Consider the following 23325-nt stretch of genomic DNA (forward strand, 5'->3'; position numbering starts at 1 on the left):
ACTTATGGGATTTCAGATGAAAAAATTTATTACTTTTATAATCACTGCAATTTTCCCTTTTATGATTTTTGCAATACCAGGAACTGTTCAATACATTCCCGACATATCCGGTGAATATGTTTATTACTGCGACAGAACTTTTAAACGAGAAAGCTACATCGGAATCATCACTTACGATGAATCGACTTACCAAATAAGGTATTTTGCACCGGTTGATAAAGAAAATCAACTTCCAGAAAAACAAGTCGCATTGCTTATCACTATAGACCCTGAAGCCAACTTTTGGAAGATGACAGGTGAAAAAATCGTTTACTCTGTTTTACCGGATTCAGATGACGCAGACATAATAAATTATCTTCACGACATACTCTATGAATTTTCTGCGCGCAGAATAAAGGAACAGGCTGTCGAATCGTTTAGTGTTGAATCAACTCAAGATTTTGCACAGTTCGGCGGAAACGTTAAAATCACATTTGATGCAACAATTCCCATATTCAATATAAGGACAATTCAAAGCCAATCCGGCGAAAAAGTTTTTGAGTGTTTGACAACAGGTAAACTCAAAGCGACAGACGATACTAGTTTTGACAACTTTAAAGGGTTTCCCCCTATAAATGACAAAGTAAAATACAAAAATATCAAAAAGCAAAAAGAAAATAAAATTACTTTTGAAGGGCACTCTTTGATACTCGATGAAAGTTGGGAACAAAAACTGGACAATTTTTGGACATTTGAAAACGAATCTATCATCGTATTCTCTGTGATTCCGCAAGTCAATAAGGATAAAAATAAAGATGCTCTGTATATTATCCGCAAAATTTTGACAAACGAGAACAAAGTTTATCCAAATCGAGCAGATGCAGTATTTGAATACGACGATGATAAAAATCACTATAAAATTGCAATATGGAATTTTTTAAGTGAAAACAACGACTATGTCCGCAATGTCATGGTTTTGACTAAAAACGCAAAAGACGGATTTGATTTTTTTACAATGGCAACGTATAAAAATGCATATCTAAAACACAAATCCTATTTTGATAAAATCGAAAAATCGTATAAATAATTAAAACTGGCTTCTCGAAAGTGGGGAGCCTATCCAAACACCTTCGCTTCCGAGATATTCAAGTTTTTTTCCTTCTATCAAAAACTGAACGGAATTCACAGTCGAGAAAGATGTCGCAGTGAAGACTATCTGTTCAAGCTGATGGTTGTACCCTTCTGCACCGTCTGTGTTTATTTCAAACGCTTCATTAAAATTAAGATATGCGATGCCGTCGCTGACTCTGGCACTCAATAGCTTTGCCCCACGAGGTATCAATGTCATGCAGTTTTTTTCCGCAGATAAAGTTGTGTCTGGGCCTTGTAAAAGTAGATTGATTGCGTTTGTTAACGGTGAGTCGCTTTTTTTAACAGAGCGCTTTACTATCTGCCGTGTTATAAGTCCGTCTCCGGTAATAATGATAAAACAAAGTTGTACTTCTGATGTTGCAATTTTTTTAGTCTCGACTTTTTTTTCATCTTTTTTTTCTGTGTTTTTTCCGGGTTTATTTTCTTCGTTCTTTTCTGTCGTTTTTTGTTGTGTTTCACTTTTATCGGATTTATTTTTTTCTTGCTCAGATTGATTATCTTCGCCTTTTAAATCGTTGATTGAGACAGGAGCTGTTTGTTCTTGATTTTCTTCTTGAATTTGGATAGTAACATCTTCTTTTAAAGGAATTGCATCTGGTTTTTTGCTTTCAGCATGTTCGTGGTTTTCAACAAATGTCGGAGTTGAACCAAAGAGCTTATCAAAGAATTTTGTTTCTTTGAGATTTGTAAAAATTTGATCTTTATTTACAATAAATATAATAAAAATTATAAGCAGCCCAAGTAGAACACAAGCCGCAGTAAACAATGTATTATTTTTTTTCTTAGAATTGTTTCTTTGTGCCATATATCTATTATCGGATTTTTTTTTGCGATAGTTAATATGTGTTTATCTTCGGGTTTTGTATTTTTAAACAGGTCTAAACTTTTTATACAAAATCCGAAGTTGTTTTTATTTTGCCAGATATTCGTTCATAGCAGCGGCAGCTTTTCGACCTTCGCCCATAGCAAGGATAACAGTTGCAGCACCAAGTACAATATCTCCTCCTGCCCAAACTTTTGCATGACTTGTGGTTTGTTTTTCATCTACAGCTATGTGCCCTCTGTTATCAGCATTGAGACCCGGTGTTGTAGCAACAAGAAGAGGGTTCGACCCGTTTCCAAGCGCAACAATAACAGCATCACATTTTACATCGTGTTCGCTACCTTCTATTGCAACAGGGCTGCGTCGACCTGACGCATCAGGTTCTCCAAGTTGATATTTTAAACATCTGATACCACAGACGTGACCATCTTCTGTTCCAAGAATTTCAACAGGATTTTCAAGGTATCTGAAATTTATTCCTTCTTCTTCGGCATGTGCAATTTCTTCACGGCGAGCCGGCATTTCATCACGTGTACGGCGGTAAACGACATCAACTTGTTCTGCTCCAAGTCGTAAAGCCATTCTTGCTGCATCCATAGCAACGTTTCCTCCGCCGCAAACAACAACATGTTTAGCATCGTATATCGGAGTAGCTGCGTGAGCTTTATCGTATCCCCTCATCAAATTTGCGCGCGTAAGATATTCGTTCGCTGAAAAAACGCCAATGTAGTTTTCGCCTGGAATATTGAAAAACTTTGGAAGCCCTGCTCCTGTTCCGACGAACGCCGCATCAAACCCTTTTTCTGTCAAAAGCTGATCGAGAGTATCTGTCCTGCCCACGAGGAAGTTTGTTTCAAATTTTACACCAATTTTTTGCAGATTTTCAATCTCTGACTGAACGATTTTTTTTGGAAGTCGAAATTCTGGAATACCGTACATCATAACGCCGCCGCATTTATGAAATGCTTCAAAAACGGTGACATCATGTCCGGCACGTGCGCAGTCGGCTGCAACTGTAAGCCCTGCAGGTCCGGAACCGACAACTGCAACTTTTTTCCCAGTTTTTGCAGCAACTTCAGGCATTGTAACTTTATTGTTTTCGCGTTCCCAGTCGGCAACGAATCTTTCAAGACGTCCGATTGAAACAGCTTTTTCCGGATCTTTCCAAATTTTTCCGACAGTGCATTTTCCCTGACATTGTTTTTCCTGAGGACAGACTCGTCCGCAAACAGCAGGCAAAAGGCTTGTTTTTTTTATGATATCGATAGATGCTTTAAAATTATTGTTTGCAATCTCACGGATAAAGTTCGGAATATCGATATTGACCGGACAGCCATCCATGCAAAATGGTTTGGCACACTGAAGACATCGGTTTGCTTCGATTATTGCTTGCTCTGCACTGAACCCGAGTGCAACTTCATCCATCTGGTGTGCACGAATTTTAGGGTCGCGTGTCGGCATTTCCATCTGAGGAATTGCATTGCGGTCTTTTGCTGTCAATTGTCCATTTTTAAGTTTTTCTTGTAATTTGTTGTATTCTTCCGTAACGTTCAATGACATTGTCTGCTCCTACATCTCCAATTTTTCTGCTTCGGCTAGCATTTTGCATTTATGAAAATCTTCAGTTTCACGAGATTTGAAAGATTTCATACGCATCATCATGTTATCCCAATCAACCTGATGAGCATCAAAATCAGGACCGTCAACACAGACAAACTTTGTTTTCCCGCCGATTGCAACACGACAGCCGCCGCACATGCCAGTTCCGTCAATCATTATTGTGTTTAATGAAACTGTTGTAGGAACGTTGAATTCTTTTGTTGTAAGGGCACAAAACTTCATCATTATCGGAGGACCTATCGCTATAACTTCGGCAGGAGGACACTGACTTTCGCAAAGCTCCTTAAGAGGAAGCGTAGAAACTCCTTTCCGACCGGCAGAACCATCATCTGTCATTATGATAACTTCGTCTGCAACTTTTTTCATTTCATCAACAAATATCAGAAGCTCTTTATTTCGAGCCGCAATAATCATTATAACTTTGTTGCCAATAGCTTTGTGAGCCTGAACAATTGGATAGCACGGAGCAACTCCAAATCCGCCTCCAACAACAACAACAGGTCCGTTATCGTATTTTTTAATTTCTGAAGGATTTCCTAAAGGTCCTAGAACTGCCGGTAATGACTGTCCGGCTTCCATAAGTGAGAGTTTATAAGTTGTAGCTCCCACTGCCTGAAAAACAAGGGCAATCCACCCTTCCTCCGAATTTGCATCCGCAATTGTAAGAGGAACACGCTCCCCAAAGTCAATATCAACCTGAACAATCACAAACTGCCCAGCCTTGCGATTGTGAGCGATTTCCGGAGCCTCAACTTTCATATAGAAAACACCGACAGAAAGCTGCTTTTTTTCAATAATTTTAAACATCTTAGTCCTCTAAAAAAAACTTGTCACCTTTTATTGTACTGAATGCCTCCCTCAAGGTCAAATAAAGTACAATTAAAAGTGACAAGCATCATAAAACTTGAATATCACTGTAAAAAGATTTAATTAGAATCCCATTGCAAAATTTACGTATGCACCGAACCCGGCTCCCTGCCAACTCTTTAAGAAGTTTGCTGACTGCAAAGAAGCACCAATATCAAGCTCAATAATGCGGGCATTTATCGCCAATTCAATTTGATTTTTAAAAATTCTGTCCATATAAGACATAGAAGCTGTTACTTTCAAAACGTCGATGAGATTTACAGTTGCTCCTGTATAATAATTGAAGTAACCTATTGCGTCAGCTGCAAACGGATGCCGCACTCCAGCTCCTATACCTGCCCTTAAGCTCAACAAGTTTGTTCCAAACAATGGATAAAAGTCAAGGTAACCCATTATGAACATCGGTCTGCGAACTTTATATTCAGTAGCTTCTGCTGCACCAAAATTTACATCAAAGTTTGGAGTAGCATCTTTTATCCCTTTGCCGGAACCCGTTCCCAAATCCATAATGTTGACACTGTAATTTACATCGTATTTGATTCTCTGCTTTGAATGGAGGGTTCCAGGAACAAGAGGAAGTCGTGCAGTTGCCGAAACAGTAAGTCTGTTTGACAGAGGCATTGAGAATCCTCCCCCGACATCAAATCCTGCATTAAATGCGACTATTATATCGCCATAGTTACCGCCTTTGATAATTTTTTGGATATCCGTTATCGCATACGTATCGACTAAGGCATTTGCTTTGAAGCTGATAGAGCCGTTTTCTTTATCATTTGAAAAAGATGCAGAAATTTTGTTTCCACCTGTAGTTGCAATAGGAAAAAACAAGCCCGGCGTTACGTTGATGCTGAACCTTTTAAATTTAATTCCTACATTCACCTGATTATATTGAAATGAATCAAAGAAAAAATTTCCCTCTATATCGACATTATCCTTATCTTCATTCCCATACCCTATCAATTCAAAAAGGCTTTTTGAAATACCTAGCTTTGAGTAAACATCAAATCCGCTTTCTATGCCAACAAAGACTGGACCTGCTTTTAAATTAACTTGCATGTTTGGATTGGTAGCTACAATTACTCCAAACCCAGAAGAAGGGACATCGTCGGCAAGTTTTTTCAAATCAATTACGACGTTTTTTTGCAAAAAATCACTGATCGCAAATGAATTGTTAGAAACATCAACTGGAATACATATTTTATATTCAAAGAAGCGGTTTGTAAAAAACCCTCCCGCAATAGTCGTGCTACACAGACTAAACGCAATTATCAAAAGACAAAAAATACGTTTCATTAGTTACCTCCAAAGATAGGAATTTCGCCTGCAGATTCAACTTTTAACATCAAGCTTCCTTCCATTTTGACATCTTGCTGAATCATAAATTGACCAACAGGAATTTTAACTTTTATGCTAGGCTTTAAAGGATAAGTTTTCATCAAAGCTTCAAATTCTGAACGAGTCAGCACAAGAGGCCCTCCATTGAAGTCGAAAGTTTTCTTATCAACACCTGTAGAATTAAAATCAACTTCAATTGATACATGAGTTTCAGTGCCATCTGCTGCAAAAGATTTAAATGGAGCAACTTTGCTTTTATAAACAAGTTTTGCAGAGTTGATGATTGAAATATATTTTTGAATATTGTTTATATCTGTTGCCTCTGAACGTCCAAACAAATCTCCTTCTGAGCTGCCTCCAAAAAGACCGCCCAAGTTGAGATAAACAGCTTTTTCATCAGGTGTATTCCCCTTGACCTTGAAATCAAAAGGAACTTCAATAGCTACTTTTATAGAAATTGCACGGTGTTCTTTTGAAAGAGAATCCATCTGTTCTTTTGTGATTGTTGTTCTTGGGATCGTCAATGCAACCTTAGATTTTACATAAAGTTTCTCATTCTCGTCTGCAAATGTATGATTGAGCTGTTCTGCAAGGTCGGAAACAACAGAAGCCCCTGTTGCAGCAAAATTCGTTAACACAACACCGTTATCATTTTTTATGATATCAGGCATTTTTGCAAACGGCATTTCACTATCCTGAGTCGGTGTTCCCAAAATATTTGTAGGTTCTTTTGTGAAATTACCGGTATCGCTTACTTTCACACCGGCAACAATATGCCCTTTTAATTTAATATCATTTAGAGCTTCAATCGAAGGCTTTTCGCAAAACAAATAAACAGGGAGTTTCTTCAATGAAAATTTTTTTGAGAGGTCAGACCCAAGAGCAGCGAGCATCGAAGGGAAATCGATGTTTATTTTTGACACATTGTCAGTTGGGCTCAATCCGTCGTTTGCTCTAATTGTAACTTCTGTCCAGTTCAATTCCGGTTCAAGCTCTACAGAAAATTTATATTTTTGCTCCGGAATCAGGTTGAAAACTTTATATGTTTTGTCTACCGGATTCCAATTAGGAAGTTCCCATCCTGCCTTAAAATCAACTTTTGAGCCTGACGTGATTGTCTGTGTATAAGGGACATCTGCTGCAAGAATCGCAATATCAGCATTTGTTGTGTTGCCATAAAGATCTTGTGTTTCCTCTGAAGTCAAACCTATAAAATTAGATTTTGCTTTTAACTTAAAGTTGTTGCCTGCCGGGAAAGTGTTTGTGTATTTTCCTTTTAACCCACTCTTCTTAAAAACAACCTCTTCAATTATTTTTTTGTATTCATCTGAAAGGTCTTGTTCTTTATCGACAGAAGTTTCTATATCTGTCGGAGCTGTCACAACGACTGACGCTAAAGAATCGATTTTCAACTTAACATTTCCTGTGAATTTTCCATCGCCAAAAGAGCTGAAAGAAACATTATCAAGCGCATAATTTGCTGTAACGGAAATTGAGCCTGTCGAAAAAGTTTTATTATTCAAACTTATAGTTCCGTTTGAAGAGTTTGCAGAAAAGGCTCCTGTAACATTTACATTTTTTACAGAAATTGAACCTGACCAGCCGCGCGGGGCAGCTGCAGAAATCCTAATTTCTCCGGTTCCAACCGTACTTTCTTTCACATGAGGATCCATCGTAATGTTGATATTCTGTGTTACCGGAGTCGTCAATTCAAGTGAAATGTTAGACGCAGCTCTTACAACAGCTCCGGGTGCAACTGCAAGAGAAAAAGTCCCACTGCCGGAAGCACACTTTATTGTCGTTGAACTGTCGATAGTGAAATTTGAAATGTCTATGCTTGCCGAACTGCCGGAAATACTTCCCGTTTTTGAAACGCTACCTGTTGTCAAAGTTACAACACCGCTAGGACTTCCCGTAAAAGAAATAGAAGCTGTTGCGGAAGAGCCGTAAGAAACACTTCCTGCTACTACCACAAAAGTTTGCGGCGAAGAGCTTATCGGTTTTCCCGAAACCGCAATCACGTTTGCAACAGCGTCCTGACTAACTGTTTGCGTCAATTCGTCAGTCTTATCAAATTTTGGAATAGACACTTCTTGGCTAAAAGACATTTTCCCTACGCTGTCAGAAATTTTTGTATTTTTAAAAAACTCGGCAAAATCAAGATCTACATCATAAAAATCTTTCAACGTTACCATTTTCTTTACCGTACTCGTGTCGCCGTTCGGTCTGTATCCATACATCTTCCTGCTGTCGGAAGAGCCTGAGCCTAAATCAAAACGGTCTCCAAACGATTTGTCTATTTTACCAAGCATAAACTCGTAATTCGCATCTGTTTTTACAGACACCTTTTCGGGCAGCTGCAATGAACAGCCAAGCATAACAAATGCTGCAATTGTCACTGCAATTAGAAATTTTTCTTTCATTTTTATTCCTCCTCTCGCAGGAAAATACCTTTATACAACATTGAATGTAACAGCTTTTTATACTTAACTTAAAAAATTATCCTATACTTAAGCTGTGTTTCAAAATCACAAATAAGTATAGGGCAATTCCTTTCTTAATGCAATGAATTTGTATTTTGTAAAAATTTGCTTATTTATTGAAGAACGCTGCAAATGGATTGTAACTCATTCCGTCCTCTGAACCATTAAAGTTTTGACGTTTTTTGTTATCTCTGTTCGCATTCCCCTCTGCTGAATTCTTTTCACCTTTTTTCACGACAACTACACGGCGACCGTTTGCAGAGGTATTTCCGCTTTTTTGTTCGTGTTTTTGCGACACGCTTTTCTGACCAGTCCCTGCACGGCTTGCGGCATCGCTTTTTAAAGACAACCCGATTCTTCTTCGGTCTTTATCGAGCTGAATGATTGTAAATTCGTATACATCGCCGACTTTTACTACATCCATCGGATTTTCAACAAATTTGTCTGAAAGTTCGCTTAGATGAACAAGCCCGGTTTCGTGAAGCCCTATATCGACAAAAGCTCCAAAATCGACAACATTTCTGATTTTTCCTGTAACTTTCATCCCTTCTCGCAAATCTTCAAAAAGAAGAACTCCTTTTTGCATGATTGGAGCCGGATATCCGTCTCGAGGATCACGATTCGGTTTTTGAAGCTCTTCAACAATGTCTTTTACGGCTGTTTCACTTAGTTTATATTTTTCAGCAGTTTTTTTGATTAAATCATCAGATACTTTTTCGCCTTTTTGGATTAAAGGAAGAACTTCGCGCGCAGCATCATAATTTTCAGGGTGAACCCAAGTGTTATCAAGTGGGTCAGAACTCTCTGCTATCTTCAAAAATCCGGCACACTGCTCAAACGCTTTCGGACCAAGTCCTGGAACATTTTTCAGATCTTCTCGGCTTTTTATTTTCCCGTTGGCGTCGCGGTATGCAACAATTTTTTTTGCAGTAGATGTATTGATTCCAGAAACGTACTTCAAAAGCATATAAGAAGCCGTGTTTAAATTTACACCGACATTGTTTACAACAGAACTGACAACTTCATCAAGCTGCTCTGCAAGTTTTTTCTGATTTACATCGTGCTGATAAAGACCGACTCCTATCGCTTTCGGATCGATTTTAACAAGCTCTGCAAGTGGGTCTTGAAGACGGCGCCCCATAGAAATTGCTCCACGAACCATTACGTCAAGGTCGGGAAATTCTTCTGTTCCTGCCGGAGATGCCGAATAGACAGAGGCTCCTGATTCGTCAACAACAGTGTACATTACATCTGAATCTTTATAATTTTCATTTATAACTTTTGAGACAATCTCTTGAACTTCATGACTTCCTGTTCCATTGCCAACTGCAACAACTTGAATATCGTATTTATCGATTGCGTCATTTATCGCATCGTAAGAAGATTTTGGATCCTGCTCTTGAAAAATCTTAAAAAATCCAAGATATTTGCCTGTTTCATCGAGAGCGGCGCATTTTGTACCGTTGCGGTATCCGGGGTCAACTCCAAGAACTCGGCTTCCTTTTATCGGCTGAGTCATCAAAAGATTTTTTAAATTTTCGCTGAACACGCCAATTCCATGTTCATCTGCCTCATCTGTTTCATCACTTCGAATCTCTCGAACTACAGCAGGGCTGAGCAAACGCACAACGCCGTCTTCAATTGCCGATTTATGATAGTTATTGTTGATTTCAGTTCTTTTTTGCAAAAGGGAAACTGCGTCGTCTACATTTACATCTATCGTCACAGAAAGCGCACCTTCACGTTCTGCGCGATTTATTGCAAGAATACGATGCGGCTTTACCTGATTCAGCGGTTCTTTGTAATCCCAATACATCTGATATGTAGAAACTTTTTGAGCCTGTTCTTCTGTCTGCCCTTCCGGTACAATGCCTTTTGTTACGATATTTCCTTCAGCCATGTAGAGCTTATGAATTGATTCACGGTTTGATGCATCTTGGCTGACTCTTTCTGCCAAAATATCCTGAGCCCCAGAAAGAGCATCGGCGGCTGTTTCAACATTCAATGCCTGATCTTCATTGTCCGTTTTTATAAATTTTTTCGCTTCGTTTTCGATTGAAGTGTCGTCCATTTTGAGCATTGCATCTGCAAGAGGTTCAAGACCTTTTTCTGCAGCAACCATACCGCGAGTCTTCTTCTTTTTCTTGAACGGTGCCCATAAATCTTCGAGAGCAGACAATGTTGACGCAGACATGCAAGCTTCGTAAAGGCTGTCTGTCAATTTTCCTTGTCCAAAAATACCTTTGATGATTTCAATACGGCGCTCTTCAAGATTTGAATATGATTTAAAAGAATGATCGATGTTTAAAACCTGAACTTCGTCTAAATTTCCTGTTTTATCTTTGCGATAGCGGCTGATGAAGGCTACTGTACAATCTTCCTTAAAAAGTCCGATAACAGCGCTTACCTGTTGAACTTGTATGTTTAGATCTTCGGCAATTTTTTTCATTATTGCGACTTCGTTTACGACGAGTGCATCAATCTGTTCCTGTGTAAATTCCATAAATTATACCTTCTGTTCTTTAGTAAAATTGAAATGCTCATCATTTTAATGTAAAAAACTAAAAGGTGTAAATAGAGTTTTATGATTTATTTTTACTTTGAAAAAACTGATATTTTAGGCATTTAAATTAAATTCAAGAATATTAGAGATATCTTCTGTTTTTGAAGCTCTTGTATATATTTCGTTCAGCAAATTTATACAGTTATATTCCATCAGTTTATAAATGCCGGAAACTAAAAAGTTTTTTATGCGCTGGTCAAGCCCGTTGTGCCCGGCGGAATCTGTAAAAGCAAAGACGAAAATTTTTTCAGAGCCAGTCTGGCGTTCCGTCAACAAAACCGCATCAGCGCGGAAAATATATCCCTGCACATTGATATGTATGTCACGTATTTTTTCATAAAGTTTAACATTTAATTTGCCCGCTCTATCACAAGCTGTAAAATGAGAAAGGCTGACATCTTGAATAGTGCCGGTAATTTGATTTCCGTTGTAGTTTAATGAATACGTACAGGAACTCGGACAGAGAGCACGGATATTCTTTCGTCTTCCCTGTGCCTGATTAGCGTATAAAATCTTTTCAATCAAAATAAAGTTGTTTTTTTTCTGATAGTCAAGCTGAATACAACCGCAGCAAATGCCCAAATCAAAAAGGTATTTTTTTTCGATTCTAGCGCGTTCTTCTTTGTTTTGACGCTTTGTGTACAAAACCCCGATGCTTAATTTATTTCCATAACTTGCGGTAAGATTTTTTATATATGAATACCAGTCTATTTCGGAACTGTTGTAATCGATATTGAAAAATATGATAACATCTTTGAACAAAGAAATTATTATGTCGATTTTTTTATCTAGACTTACTCGTTTGTCATTTTCAATAAAATAACATTCGTAACCAAGCACAAAAAAATCTTCAAGATATAACTCCGGCATTAAAGACGTGTCCGGCGTAATAAAAAAAGTTTTTCGTCCATTTACAATTTCGTTGACAGGTAGCCTCACTGTTTTATCCTCATTAATTTGCCTAAGCGAAATTTTTTTTGATTAATTGAAATACCTTTTTTAATATCCTGATTATAGCATTATATTTTTAAAAATCAACATAATAGCCAAAATAATAGTAAAAAAAAATTCACAATTTAGATTGAAAAGTAAAGGAGTCAAAGCCTTTTGACATCAAGACTTTTGCTTTAAATATTGAGCGAATTCAGTTATAATCTTACCTCATGGAAGTATTTCTTGGGATTCCCGCTGCTGATGGAATCGGGATTGGCACTGCCTTTGTAATTCCGGAAGCTGTAAAACGAGCTATTCCGCAGCATCACATCAATATCGATCAGATAAACCGAGGTTGGACTCGTTTTGAAAACGCCGTTCAGACTGTCACTGTAAATCTTTCGGAACAGTTGGATTCTCTTTCCAGAACAGACCAGCGCGATAAAGCGCAGCGTGAGATTTTTGAAACTTATGTTTTGATGCTTGAGGATCCCGTGTTTAAGGAAGAGGTTCGTGATTTTTACAAAAAAGAGCTTTTCAACATAGAATACACAGTTCAGTTTAAAGCAGAAGAATACGCTTCTAAATTGCGTCAATCAGGAAACGATTACTTAGCAGAGAGAGCTCAAGATATAACAGACATTTTCGGCCGCGTTTTAGACGAAATGCTAGACATACATCCGTTTGATATAAATTCAGTCCCTGATGGCTCTGTGATTCTTGCAACATCTTTGAGTTCATCAGATACTATCGTCCTTTCTAAACGTAAAATTGCCGGTCTTGCTCTAACAGAAGGCGGAGTCTCAAGCCACGTAGTCATCCTTGCTCGCAACTATGGAATTCCAACAGTTGTCGGACTCGAAGCAATTACAAGCAAAGTTAGAAACGGTGAAACAGTTATCATAGACGGAAAAGCGGCAGAACTCCTTGTAAGCCCTGCTCGCAGCACAATCGAAGAATACAAGCAAAAAATCCGTGAAGAATATTTACGAAAACAAAGCCTTAAGGCCTTTTTAAATAAACCTGCCATTACAAAAGATGGAATTCTTTTTAAGCTTTACGCAAATATCGGTACTCCTGAAGAAGCTGAAATGGCACTTGCAGAAGGTGCAGACGGAATTGGTCTTTTCCGCACTGAGTTTTTATACATGGCACAGAGTGGAGCTTCAATGAATGCGGCAGCTCGTTCGTTCAGCGAACAAACTCAGTTTGAAGCGTACAAAACGGTCCTTCAGACAATGGGAGATAAACCTGTTACAATCCGCACACTCGACGCAGGTGGTGACAAACTTATCAACTCTGTAGATATCCCCGTTTTTGATGAAAAAAATCCTCTGATGGGATTACGGGCGGTACGCCTTTGTCTTGAATGTCCAAATGTTTTTAAAACTCAGCTTAGAGCGCTTTATAGGGCAAGTGTTTACGGAAATTTGAAAATCATGTTCCCGTTGATTACTAGCGTTGAACAGGTAAAACAATGCCTTGAAATTGTAAACCAAGTTCAAACAGAGTTGTCAAACGAAAAAATTCCGTTCAAAAAAGATACCCCAGTCGGAATCATGGTCGAGACCGCAGCTGCAGCTCTTATTTCTGACTGCCTTGTAAATGTAACAGATTTTTTCAGCCTTGGAACAAATGACCTTACACAGTACACGCTCGGAGTTGATCGAGAAAATTCTCACGTTTCAAGTTTGTACAACGAATTTAGCCTCGCAGTACTTCGCCTGATTGAAATGACAATTCGGGCTGGAAACGACGCAAACATCCCGGTTTCTGTCTGCGGTGAAATGGCAGGAAAAAGCGACAGCATAATGGTTCTTGCAGGAATGGGAATCAGAAATCTCAGCATGAGCCCAAAACATATTTCCAGCACAAAGGAACTTCTTTCTCACTTTACAATTGCAGAATTAGAAGCGATTTCGGCAAAGCATCTAAACAACCTTTAGAACAAAGAACCAGGAAAGTTTATGGCAAAGAAAAAAAATAAGCCTGATTTCAGCAACCCAAAAAAAAGCGAAGAACTGAAGAGAGAAAACGCAGAACAGGCAGATTTTATATATGACAATTCTCAAGACAAAGTAAAAATTGAAGAAGATGGCACGATAACAGTAAACGATGACAACATCGACCCTCGTGAGCTTGAATACGAAGGGCTTCCTCTTGTTGTAATTGCCGGTCGTCCAAACGTCGGAAAATCTACACTTTTCAACCGTTTTTTACAAAAAAGGATTGCTATCACAAATGATGCTCCCGGTGTTACTCGTGACCCTGTTGAAGCAACTGCGATTTTAAATGGAAAGCCTGTTCATCTTGTCGATACGGGCGGCTACAAATTGACAAGAGACATTGGGTCAAAAGAAGCGGAACTCGACGATTTTGTGGTTGAGCGCTCTCTAGAAATGATTGAGCGGGCTGATGTGGTAATTCTCGTGCTTGATGCAACAGAAATAAACGGAGAAGATGAAGAATTCTTAATAAAGATGCGTCCTTTCTGGAAAAAGGTAATTGCGGTCGTAAACAAAACGGAAGGCGGGAAAAACGAAGCGGAGGCATGGAATTATGCAAAATACGGTTTTAACAACCTTCTTCTGATTTCGGCAGAGCACGGAGACCGCATAAGCGACCTTACAAAATTGATAACAGAAAAATGCGATTTCAGCAATGTAAAACTCTTAAGCAGTGACAGTCCAATCAAGATTGCAATTCTTGGAAAACCTAACACCGGAAAATCAACTCTCTCTAACCGTCTGACACACAGCAAAAATTCAATTGTCTGCGATTATGCAGGAACAACAAGAGATGTCGTTGAAGGAGAATTTGAATATGCAGGTAAGCACTTTAAAGTTCTCGACACAGCCGGCATCCGTCGTAAAGCAAAAGTCCACGACGATGTTGAATATTATTCTGTGAACCGCGCAATCAAAACTTTAGACGAATGTGATATCGTATTCCTTTTAATCGACGCCGTTGAAGGACTTGCCGAACAAGATAAAAAAATCTGCTCGCTCGCTTATGAAAAAGGACGTGGAATCATATTTGTCTTGAATAAATGGGATCTGCGCGAAGAAAAAAGCAATAAAACTGTAAAAGAAACACGCACTTGGATGAACATCATGTTCGGTCAAATGGATTTTGCTCCGATTCTTCCACTTTCTGCTCTTCAAGGAAAAGGGATCAAAGAGCTTTTGAATACTGCAATTGACTTGTACGAACAGCTTTCAAGGCGAATCGGGACATCAGCATTGAACAACGCCTTGCAAGATTGGCTAGACCGTTATCCGCCACCTGCAAGTAAAACTGCGCACTTCAAAATAAGATATATGATTCAGGAAAGTGTAAATCCTGTTTCTTTTATCATTTTTGCAACACGCCCAGAGGTTGTACCGGAATCTTATATAACATATTTAAAAAACAGAATCCGCGAAGACTTGGGGTTTGACCATATTCCTGTTCAACTTGAACTTAAAGCCAGCCGCCAGCAGTGGGAAGACAGAAAACAATGACTTATTCAATCGGGGATGTTGAGGATTTGACAGGTGTAAAAGCTCATATTTTACGTTATTGGGAAGATGTCATTCCAGGCTTTTCACCACAAAAAGATATGAGCGGACGGCGGGTTTATTCGCAACACGAAATTGAACTTATTTTTCGTCTCAAGTATCTGATTAATGAAAAAAAATTTACTGCAGAAGGAGCCGGTCAGCAGATTCTTGAAGAGTCTCAGGTTGTGCAAAATAACATAGATTTGATTCAACAGATAAGAGAATGCCGCTCTGAACTGAGCAATGTATATTTGAAAATACACAACGCGAGAAAATTATGACAGAAAAATTTTATCAGAATTTTATAGACCACAAAAAAACAAAGACAAACAAAGGGAATAAAACAAAAAAAACAATTAAACACGACAAAAATACCTTTAAAAATTCCGTTGAAAAAAAAATTGCCGACATGTCTGAAATAAAACATATTTCACTTTTTTCTGCAAAAAATATCACAAAAGATGCTGTAAATATTTTAAATAATTTTGATGAAATTATTCAGGGAGTAAACCCTCTAAATTCACGCCAACTCCAACAGCTGCCGGACAACATCAGAAATCTTTCGCATCTTCTTACAGACAACAGAAGTGAACGCCGTCTCGGTTATATGAACGATAATGTTCAACTGAGTGCCTACATTCGCTATTACACATGGTGGAATCTTGTCCGCATCACAAGGCTGTTTGCAAATTTACCGGAGACTTGTTTCCCTTCAAAAGATGAAATTTGCCTAGATATCGGAAGCGGTCCTCTCACTGTTATAACTGCATTGTGGCTTTCAAGGCCCGAATTGCGAAAACTCCGCCTTACTTGGTATTGCCTCGACATTTCTGCAAATTCAATGGCGCTCGGAGAAGATATTTATCTTTCCATCGTTGCTAAAAGTGAAGAGGAGCCATGGCGTATCATTCGCGTAAAAGGTTCTTTCGGAACCGAGATAAGGCAAAAAGCTGATTTTATCACATCTGCAAATATGTTCAATGAACTCAACCAATCAAGCGAAATGCCGCCCGAGTATCAAACAAAAAAGTATTTTACGCAGCTAAAAGCTTACTCGACACCACATGCAAAATTTTTGTTTATAGAGCCGGGCATCCCAAAATCCGCACGAACATTGAGTTTGCTCCGCGACCGCTTTATAAGCAATGGAAAATTTATTTTAGCGCCATGCCCACATCAAGGCGAATGTCCAATGAATGGATTTAAGGCATATACAGGAAGCAAAAACAAATGGTGCAATTTTGCTTTCAGCACAGAAGACGCTCCTCCGAGACTTTTGAAGCTAAGTGAAAATGCAAAATTGCCGAAAGAGCGCGCAACTTTGAGTTTTATTTCTATTGTAGATAGCGAAGTTTCCACTCAGAATCAAAACCGCAATAAAGATAAGAGTGAAATAAAATGCCGTGTTACATCTGACACTTTCAAGCTGCCGGGAAACTTTACCGGACATTACGCTTGCACGGAGCGTGGACTTGCCCTTTTAAAAAGTCATGCAAAAATCAACTCCGGAGATGCATTCTGCGTTAAAATAAAAACACCGGATTCTCTCCCAAAAGATGAAAAATCCGGTGCCGTTATAATTGAGTTATAAAGTTATCTCTTTACTGTGCTGCATAGAGCGATAATCCAACCTGCGCAGGCAAGGTAGAATCCCCACGTCGCATTTTTAAGCAAAAGTTTTCCGCCCATCCTGTAGATTCCCCCGTTTGTCATAAAACCGACAACAAGGATAATTCCGCCGGCAATACTGCAAATCAGGAACAGAATTTTCAATGCGCCGAGATTCGGAATAAAGCTCGCAACAACTCCGGCAACTGCACCTGCAAAAATCAAAATTGCGCCAATTGTAACAAATCCAAATCTGTCAAAATTGATAAATTTGAACCCGTTTGCAGAACTTCCAAAAAGTCCTTTAATCATTGGACAGCAAAATCCAACCACAACAAGAGCCATACCGATAAGGTATAAGAATCCAAATACGTCTCTTTTCTTTGCCATAATAATAAACTCCTTATTATATATAACTGTCTATTCATTTTATAGATTTTAAAATAATCAGTCAAAAGCCTTATCAAGATTGCAGCAAGAATTTGTCTTGCATTGGCATTCTTTTATGTCTATACTTGGAATAACATGAAGATGTTTCTACTTGTCATACTGTCTGCAACCATCTCTTTAATATCTATGCCTTTGATTATAAAATTTTGCAAGCAGTTCAATTTATATGATTATTCGAACGCACGTAAAATTCATTCTGGAAATATACCTAGACTTGGCGGTATCGGTGTTTTTTTAGCATACGCTATCACCTCTCTTTTATACATTTTTTTTACAAACGACAATAATTTTTCACGCGAGATTTATTTTGTGATCGCAGGTTCAATCATATTTATCTTTGCTATTATCGATGATATTTTTAATCTCCATGCAATCATTAAGCTCCTCGTTCAATTAGGCGCTGTTTTTCTCGTAACATCTCATGGATTCCGTTTTACTCAAATATTAGGATGGCTTCTACCAGCTCCCGTAAGTTATATTTTGACTTTCGGATGGATTTTAGGAGTGATAAACGCTTACAATCTGATTGACGGGCTTGACGGGCTTTGCGGCTCGCTTTCATTCACTGCAATCACGACTTTAGGAATAATTTATTTACTATCAGGAAACAATGAAGCGATATTGTGCTTTGTGCTTGCTGCCGCAATTTTTGGATTTCTGTGCTACAACTGGCCGCCTGCAAAACTTTTTATGGGCGACAACGGCAGTCAATTTCTCGGGTTTATGATTGCAACGTTCCCTCTTTACACTTCAAGCGACGTATTCGAATACAATAAATTTCTTATGATGCTTGTCATAACAGCATTTCCCGTATTTGACACAATCGCCGCAATCTGGAGACGTTTGCGCGACCACAGACCGATAATGTCAGCAGACCGCTTCCATCTTCACCATAAACTTTTAAATCTCGGTTACTCTAAAACAAAAGCATTATATTTAATTGTCGTGATGCAGATTATTTTGTGCATCATAGTGATTATTTCTTACTTTTTGGGTGCAAAAAAAGGTTCTTCGGTTTTACTGGAATCACTTGCATTTGTGACATTGTTCTTCAGCATAATTCACTTTGCAAATAAAGCTGCCGTCAAAAAAATGGAAGACAAGGAATCTGCTGACGACAAATTTTCATCAGAAAAAAAATAGTCTAAAACTACCTCTGATTAAACCCGAAAAACTTATTTTATAATGATTTTCCAAGTTTCAAACGATAGGCTTTCAAAAACTGTAGACCTGTTTTTTTTCTTGATTTTCTTGGTTTCTATATTAAAATCATTACATGCACCAAAAGCGTTTTAGAGACGAGTTAAGACAAAGTTTATTGATTCACTCTCTTGTTCCCGTCATAATCGCAACCTTTGTGTTTCTTATATGCTCCTACATAATTTGGCTTTATGCTCTTACTAATTCAATGGACAGAGACTTGGAAAACTATGAGATTTTCCTTGATGATTCATTTTCAAAATATTCAGATTTTCTTTATAAAATCCCAGAACTTGACTTAGATCTATTGGAAAATGACATAGAAGCAAAAGCTGAATTCAACAGACGTCTTTATTTATTTCTAAATTCACAAAAAATAAAAGGAAACTTTTTTTTAACAGATAAAAATTTCAATCTAATACTTTGCTCAAAAGCTAATGCAAGCGCTAAAAAAAAACAATGCTCAGAGGTTCAGAAAGTAATTAAAAGTGGAGGCCTTTCAGAAGATTTTAAACATTTCCTATGGTATGAAAAAGATGGAGAATTTCCTTCGCTTTTTATATACCGTAAATTGCAAGGTTCTGGTGGCACGGCGGGTTTTATTCTCCAACCAAAGAATATCGTTGAAACAGAAGAAATAAACGCGCAACATTTTGCAATAAGCGATAAATTTGGACGAATTTTTCAAACAAACACTCCGATGTTTTTTGGAGCAAATGGAAAAATAAACCCCAGAATTTCATCAATAAAAGGTTTTTTCCTCCAAGGAAACCTTTATTATTATATAAAAAAAATATATTTAAAAAACTTTAGTTTTGAGCTTTATATCGCAAAAGGCGTACAAGAAATGTTCTCAATGTTTAAAATTCTTCTTGCAGTCTCTGGAGGTTTTATCATTCTCCAAGCGCTCACGATATGGAAAAGTTCCAACATTATTGCAAAGAAAAAAACTAAACTCTTAGAGGAGATGGTTGAATCTTTTAAAAAAGTGTCTGACGGCTATCTTCAGGAACGTCTCTATATTCAAAGCCCTGAAGAATTTTCAATAATAAGTGAATCATACAATAAAATGCTAGAAAACGTGCAAAATCTCATAAAGAAAAACGAAGAGCAGATGCAGCAGGCTATAAACTTAAATCTAAGACTTCTTGAGATTCGGTTTAACAAGCACTTCCTTTTCAATACCCTTGAAACAGTCAGATTTATGACAAGAATAAGTCCAGAAATTGCTGAAGAAATTGTCGTCAGGCTCTCAAACTTGCTAAGATACAGTATAAAACATGGCGATGAGACAGTAGAACTCAATGAAGATATTGGCTATGTAAAAGACTATTTTCAGATTCTTTCATACAGATTTAGAAGTCGAATGATTTTTTCAATAGATGTAGACGATGCTGTTGGTGAATGTCTTGTTCCCAAACTTATATTTCAACCTCTTGTTGAAAACAGCATAAAATATGGACTTGATGAAAAGCAAAGCGTAAATATTGAAATTTCAGTTAAAAGAAAAAATGAGGACATTGTTATAACAATATCAGACAATGGGCCTGGAATAGAAACTGAAAAACTAAGGCAGATTATGGACGAAATCTATGAAAACACAAAATGTACACACATAGGTGTTTATAGCGTACACCGAAGACTCGTATTGATGTACGGAAAACCTTATGGAATTTCAATAACAAGCACAAGGAATGAAGGGACCAAAATTGAGCTTCTGTTGCCGTTCATAAAAAAATCGGAGAAAAAAAATGATGACTGTACTTATTGCCGAGGATGAAGACATAATCCTAAAAGGGCTTGTCCACCTCATAGACTGGAAAAGTATGGGGTGCAAAGTTATTGGGCAGGCTCATGATGGAGAAGAAGGAGAAAAGTTAATAAAAGCTCTACGACCAGACATAGTTCTTACAGACATAAAAATGCCTAAAAAAAGCGGAATAAAAATGATTGAAGATACTATTAATTTTTGCAAATTCAAAGCTATTTTGCTTACAAGCCATGCAGATTTTGATTATGCACAACAGGCGCTGCGGCTACATATTTTTGAGTATCTTCTCAAACCTGTCGATGAAAAAGAACTGAGGGAAACTGTAAAAAAAATACACAAAGAACTTGAAAAAGATGATGATTACATAAAAAAGATGAGCCTCAAAGCCTCTGATTTGCACATTCTTGATTTTGATATAAACGAGGCTATAGACAAATGCCAATCAAGGCAAGTAAAGCAAGCGTTAAAAAATATACTGATATCTTATCAAGAACCTTTAAATATCAGCGATACTGCAAAAGAAATTGGTGTAAGCCAAGAATATCTTTCAAGAAAAATAAAAGAAGAGACTGGTAGAACTTTCACAGATATACTGAATATGCACAGAATCCAAAAATCGCTAGAACTTCTTGAAGACGGAAGTTTTCTGATGTATGAAGTTGCCTTGATAGTTGGTTTTTCAGAATATAAATATTTCTGCACTGTATTTAAAAAATATACAGGTAAAAGTCCAGGAGAAATAAAAAAGTCTTTTTCAGATAAATAACATCTCTAAACTTTAAACTTTTCCACTTCGGCAATAAGCATATCTGTAAGTTCCTTGTTTTTCTGTGTGAGTTCATTCACTTCTTGAACAGAAGAATTTATCTGCATCGTTCCGCTCGCCATTTTTTCCATCGTGTTTGAAATAACATCAGACATCTCTGCAAGGCTATCCATTTCGGTCGAAACTCTGTTGCTCTCAAGAAGCATTTCGTTTGAGACTTTCTGAACTTTACCGGTTATTACAGAAATATCATCCATTGCGCTAAGAACCCGTATATTTCCCTGCTCTTGGTTTTCCATAGAAACCATAACACTTTTTTCCTGTGCTTTTGTGCGTTCTGCAAGTTCTGTTATATTCAAAAATTCATTTTGTGCTTTCTGTGCGGAAGAACTTACCTTTTCAATCTTTTCTTTTAAATCTTTTAAAAGTCCACTGATTTTTCCACCTTGCGCAGATGAGTCTTCTGCAAGTTTCCTTATTTCTTGAGCAACAATGGCGAATCCTTTTCCTGACTCTCCTGCATGAGCGGCCTCAATTCCCGCGTTCATAGAAAGAAGGTTTGTCTGGCTTGCTATATTTTGAATAACCGAGCTCGCCTCCAAAAGAATGTCAGAACTTTCAAGAACAACGTTGCTGAGCGTAACCGTATCAGAAATAACAATTTTTCCGCTGTCAGTAGCTTTGTTGAGTTCTTCAAGAGTTTTTAGATTAGATTGAACAATGACAGCTACTTTTTTTATTCCTGCAACCATTTCTTTTATAAAACCAGAAGACTCGCCTATTGTTCCTGTCTGGCTTTTTATGTGCACATCAAGTTCCTCTATCGTCCTCAGCATTGTCTGCAACGAAGTTCCAATTGCAATAATACTTCCGCCCTGTTTGAGAATTTCATGCTTTACCTCTTCAATGTCCATGCTTATCTCTGAAACTGAATTTGCGGTTTCTGTCATATTTGTAGCAAGGCTACTTCCTGTCTTGTGAGTATTTAATGTTCCTTCACCAAGGGTCTGAATCGCTAGCCTAAGTTTTTCGATTGTCTGATTGAAATAGAAAGATAGATTACTTATCTCGTCCTTGCCACGAACAGGAAGCCGAACTGTTAAATCTCCATCTTCCTCGGAAATATTTCGCATCGCTTTTACAGCTCTGTTTATTGGGTTAAATATCGTTCCAGCGGTTATCACAGCAACAACAACAAGAACAATTGAAGATATAAGAACCGCAATTACAATAATGCGAAGGATCATCACAGATTCTTTTTTGTACTCGCTTACAGGAGTTATAACAAGGTAGTCAAAATCAGCAGCCGTAATTTTTGATGGAAAACTTGAAAAACTTGATGGTTTCCCATCTACAGTAAAAACAGATTTATTTCCATGTAATATTTCTTCAAGTTTTTGAAAATCAAGTTCTGGAATTCCAAGAGCCGACACTGGTTGGAAAATCATTTTAGGATCAGAAGAATGAGCGATTATCTTTCCTGACTTGTCGAGCAAAAGAATGATAGAATTTCCTGAGCCTTGTGATTTGTGTATAAAATTTGAAAGATATATCAAATCGGCATCTATTGATACTGCCCCAGATATTTTTTTTCTTGAATTAAGAAGAGCCTTTGTGCATGCAATTACATATTCTCCACTTTCCGTTTTGTAAGGGGATGAAAAAACTGTTTTTCCACCACCGGATACCCCCTGCCTGTACCATTCAGCCTCTCTTACATCATAACCGTCAGGAGAATCTGTAGGCGGATAATTGATAACTCCTCCATTTGCCTGTGCTCCCACAGAAATTATAAACGTGTCGCTTAAAGATTCCATATATATTTTCATCAATTCAAACACTCGTTTTTCATAGTCCGAATGAGCAATCATCTTCGTTTTACCAACAGAAGTCTTTACATTTTTATAACTTGTTATGTTATCACTAAGTTCAGAAAAAACTGAGAACCGAGAAAGAGAGTTTGTAAGTTCCTCAAGAGTATTGAAATATTTATTCAGCGATTCATCAATCAAAGAAACTGTTTCGGAAAGTTTTTCATCAAAAGAATTTTCAACATGGCGAGCTGTTCTAAAGTACAATGCATAGCCAAGCATAATCATTATCAATAAATTAGAAAAGATAAACATGAATATCAGTTTGACTCTAAGACTCTTCATAACACCACCATAGATTTTCATGCTCGCTTTAGATTTATAAAATCGATGCTAAAACGAAGTCGCCTTGGCTGCCCATT

17 protein-coding genes are annotated in these 23325 nt (G+C 37.8%); 8 read left to right on the top strand and 9 right to left on the bottom strand.

Translation table 11 applies throughout. From position 1 onward, the window contains the following. Nucleotides 1-16: 16 nt before the first annotated feature. On the top strand, nt 17-1066 hold the full coding sequence (locus H9I37_RS01050) for a DUF7954 domain-containing protein (RefSeq protein WP_187380638.1): 1050 nt from the start codon (nt 17-19) through the stop codon (nt 1064-1066). Here the strand turns inward: H9I37_RS01050 and H9I37_RS01055 are convergent, their stop codons facing one another. From H9I37_RS01055 to H9I37_RS01085, 7 genes are all read right to left on the bottom strand, one after another. Further along, complete coding sequence (locus H9I37_RS01055) at nt 1067-1936, bottom strand: GerMN domain-containing protein (RefSeq protein ID WP_187380639.1); 870 nt, start codon at nt 1934-1936, stop codon at nt 1067-1069. It lies immediately after the preceding gene. Between the two features lie 105 nt (nt 1937-2041). Beyond that, nucleotides 2042-3514 (bottom strand): NADPH-dependent glutamate synthase, encoded by a 1473-nt coding sequence (gltA, locus tag H9I37_RS01060; protein WP_187380641.1) that lies wholly within the window; start codon nt 3512-3514, stop codon nt 2042-2044. Nucleotides 3515-3523: 9 nt separating this feature from the next. Next, on the bottom strand, nt 3524-4381 hold the full coding sequence (locus H9I37_RS01065; protein WP_187380642.1) for a sulfide/dihydroorotate dehydrogenase-like FAD/NAD-binding protein: 858 nt from the start codon (nt 4379-4381) through the stop codon (nt 3524-3526). Between the two features lie 123 nt (nt 4382-4504). Next, complete coding sequence (locus H9I37_RS01070) at nt 4505-5734, bottom strand: hypothetical protein (RefSeq protein ID WP_187380643.1); 1230 nt, start codon at nt 5732-5734, stop codon at nt 4505-4507. After that, on the bottom strand, nt 5734-8199 hold the full coding sequence (locus H9I37_RS01075) for a hypothetical protein (RefSeq protein ID WP_187380644.1): 2466 nt from the start codon (nt 8197-8199) through the stop codon (nt 5734-5736). The genes H9I37_RS01070 and H9I37_RS01075 overlap by 1 nt, the downstream gene beginning before the upstream one ends. A 169-nt stretch (nt 8200-8368) precedes the next feature. Beyond that, nucleotides 8369-10762, bottom strand: a complete 2394-nt coding sequence (locus H9I37_RS01080; protein ID WP_187380646.1) for a helix-hairpin-helix domain-containing protein — start codon at nt 10760-10762, stop codon at nt 8369-8371. Between the two features lie 114 nt (nt 10763-10876). Next, a complete protein-coding gene (locus H9I37_RS01085; protein WP_187380647.1) occupies nt 10877-11761 on the bottom strand; it encodes a hypothetical protein in 885 nt (294 codons plus the stop codon). A gap of 224 nt (nt 11762-11985) precedes the next feature. Between H9I37_RS01085 and ptsP the strand changes: the two genes are divergently transcribed. Genes ptsP through H9I37_RS01105 form a run of 4 tightly spaced genes read left to right on the top strand, consistent with a single transcriptional unit; the run spans nt 11986 to nt 16888 of the window. Continuing rightward, complete coding sequence (gene ptsP, locus H9I37_RS01090) at nt 11986-13701, top strand: phosphoenolpyruvate--protein phosphotransferase (RefSeq protein WP_187380649.1); 1716 nt, start codon at nt 11986-11988, stop codon at nt 13699-13701. A 21-nt stretch (nt 13702-13722) separates the two neighbouring features. After that, nucleotides 13723-15258: a ribosome biogenesis GTPase Der gene (gene der / locus H9I37_RS01095; protein WP_187380651.1), complete on the top strand. Its 1536-nt coding sequence runs from the start codon at nt 13723-13725 to the stop codon at nt 15256-15258. Then, entirely contained in the window at nt 15255-15578 is a 324-nt protein-coding gene (locus H9I37_RS01100) for a MerR family transcriptional regulator (RefSeq protein WP_187380652.1), read from the top strand. Before der ends, H9I37_RS01100 begins: the two co-directional genes overlap by 4 nt. Then, the gene (locus tag H9I37_RS01105) at nt 15575-16888 is read left to right on the top strand and encodes a small ribosomal subunit Rsm22 family protein (protein ID WP_255422452.1); all 1314 of its coding nucleotides are present in this window, start codon (nt 15575-15577) and stop codon (nt 16886-16888) included. The genes H9I37_RS01100 and H9I37_RS01105 overlap by 4 nt, the downstream gene beginning before the upstream one ends. Before the next feature lie 2 nt (nt 16889-16890). Here H9I37_RS01105 and H9I37_RS01110 read toward each other — a convergent pair whose 3' ends face one another. Continuing rightward, nucleotides 16891-17295, bottom strand: a complete 405-nt coding sequence (locus H9I37_RS01110) for a hypothetical protein (protein ID WP_187380653.1) — start codon at nt 17293-17295, stop codon at nt 16891-16893. 135 nt (nt 17296-17430) lie between these two features. Between H9I37_RS01110 and H9I37_RS01115 the strand changes: the two genes are divergently transcribed. From H9I37_RS01115 to H9I37_RS01125, 3 genes are all read left to right on the top strand, one after another. Then, nucleotides 17431-18498, top strand: coding sequence for an MraY family glycosyltransferase (locus H9I37_RS01115; protein WP_187380654.1), 1068 nt, complete (start codon nt 17431-17433; stop codon nt 18496-18498). Nucleotides 18499-18763: 265 nt separating this feature from the next. Next, nucleotides 18764-20335: a sensor histidine kinase gene (locus tag H9I37_RS01120; RefSeq protein ID WP_222864162.1), complete on the top strand. Its 1572-nt coding sequence runs from the start codon at nt 18764-18766 to the stop codon at nt 20333-20335. After that, a complete protein-coding gene (locus H9I37_RS01125; RefSeq protein ID WP_187380656.1) occupies nt 20307-21092 on the top strand; it encodes a response regulator transcription factor in 786 nt (261 codons plus the stop codon). The genes H9I37_RS01120 and H9I37_RS01125 overlap by 29 nt, the downstream gene beginning before the upstream one ends. Nucleotides 21093-21097: 5 nt before the next feature. Here H9I37_RS01125 and H9I37_RS01130 read toward each other — a convergent pair whose 3' ends face one another. Continuing rightward, nucleotides 21098-23248 carry a methyl-accepting chemotaxis protein gene (locus H9I37_RS01130; protein WP_187380657.1) on the bottom strand — a complete coding sequence of 717 codons (2151 nt, stop codon included), beginning with the start codon at nt 23246-23248 and terminating at the stop codon, nt 21098-21100. Between the last annotated feature and the right edge of the window lie 77 nt (nt 23249-23325).

Origin of the sequence: Treponema sp. Marseille-Q3903 (genome assembly GCF_014334335.1) — a bacterium.
Classification (GTDB): Bacteria; Spirochaetota; Spirochaetia; order Treponematales; family Treponemataceae; genus Treponema_D.

Excerpts from the sequence above, each read along its gene's own strand:
- H9I37_RS01075 (WP_187380644.1), bottom strand. The coding sequence starts at position 8,199 with ATGAAAGAAAAATTTCTAATTGCAGTGACAATTGCAGCATTTGTTATG.
- H9I37_RS01120 (WP_222864162.1), top strand. The coding sequence starts at position 18,764 with ATGGACAGAGACTTGGAAAACTATGAGATTTTCCTTGATGATTCATTT.
- H9I37_RS01055 (WP_187380639.1), bottom strand. The coding sequence starts at position 1,936 with ATGGCACAAAGAAACAATTCTAAGAAAAAAAATAATACATTGTTTACT.
- der (WP_187380651.1), top strand. The coding sequence starts at position 13,723 with ATGGCAAAGAAAAAAAATAAGCCTGATTTCAGCAACCCAAAAAAAAGC.
- H9I37_RS01125 (WP_187380656.1), top strand. The coding sequence starts at position 20,307 with ATGATGACTGTACTTATTGCCGAGGATGAAGACATAATCCTAAAAGGG.
- H9I37_RS01070 (WP_187380643.1), bottom strand. The coding sequence starts at position 5,734 with ATGAAACGTATTTTTTGTCTTTTGATAATTGCGTTTAGTCTGTGTAGC.
- H9I37_RS01050 (WP_187380638.1), top strand. The coding sequence starts at position 17 with ATGAAAAAATTTATTACTTTTATAATCACTGCAATTTTCCCTTTTATG.
- H9I37_RS01100 (WP_187380652.1), top strand. The coding sequence starts at position 15,255 with ATGACTTATTCAATCGGGGATGTTGAGGATTTGACAGGTGTAAAAGCT.
- H9I37_RS01130 (WP_187380657.1), bottom strand. The coding sequence starts at position 23,248 with ATGAAGAGTCTTAGAGTCAAACTGATATTCATGTTTATCTTTTCTAAT.
- H9I37_RS01105 (WP_255422452.1), top strand. The coding sequence starts at position 15,575 with ATGACAGAAAAATTTTATCAGAATTTTATAGACCACAAAAAAACAAAG.
- H9I37_RS01080 (WP_187380646.1), bottom strand. The coding sequence starts at position 10,762 with ATGGAATTTACACAGGAACAGATTGATGCACTCGTCGTAAACGAAGTC.
- H9I37_RS01115 (WP_187380654.1), top strand. The coding sequence starts at position 17,431 with ATGAAGATGTTTCTACTTGTCATACTGTCTGCAACCATCTCTTTAATA.
- gltA (WP_187380641.1), bottom strand. The coding sequence starts at position 3,514 with ATGTCATTGAACGTTACGGAAGAATACAACAAATTACAAGAAAAACTT.
- H9I37_RS01065 (WP_187380642.1), bottom strand. The coding sequence starts at position 4,381 with ATGTTTAAAATTATTGAAAAAAAGCAGCTTTCTGTCGGTGTTTTCTAT.
- ptsP (WP_187380649.1), top strand. The coding sequence starts at position 11,986 with ATGGAAGTATTTCTTGGGATTCCCGCTGCTGATGGAATCGGGATTGGC.
- H9I37_RS01110 (WP_187380653.1), bottom strand. The coding sequence starts at position 17,295 with ATGGCAAAGAAAAGAGACGTATTTGGATTCTTATACCTTATCGGTATG.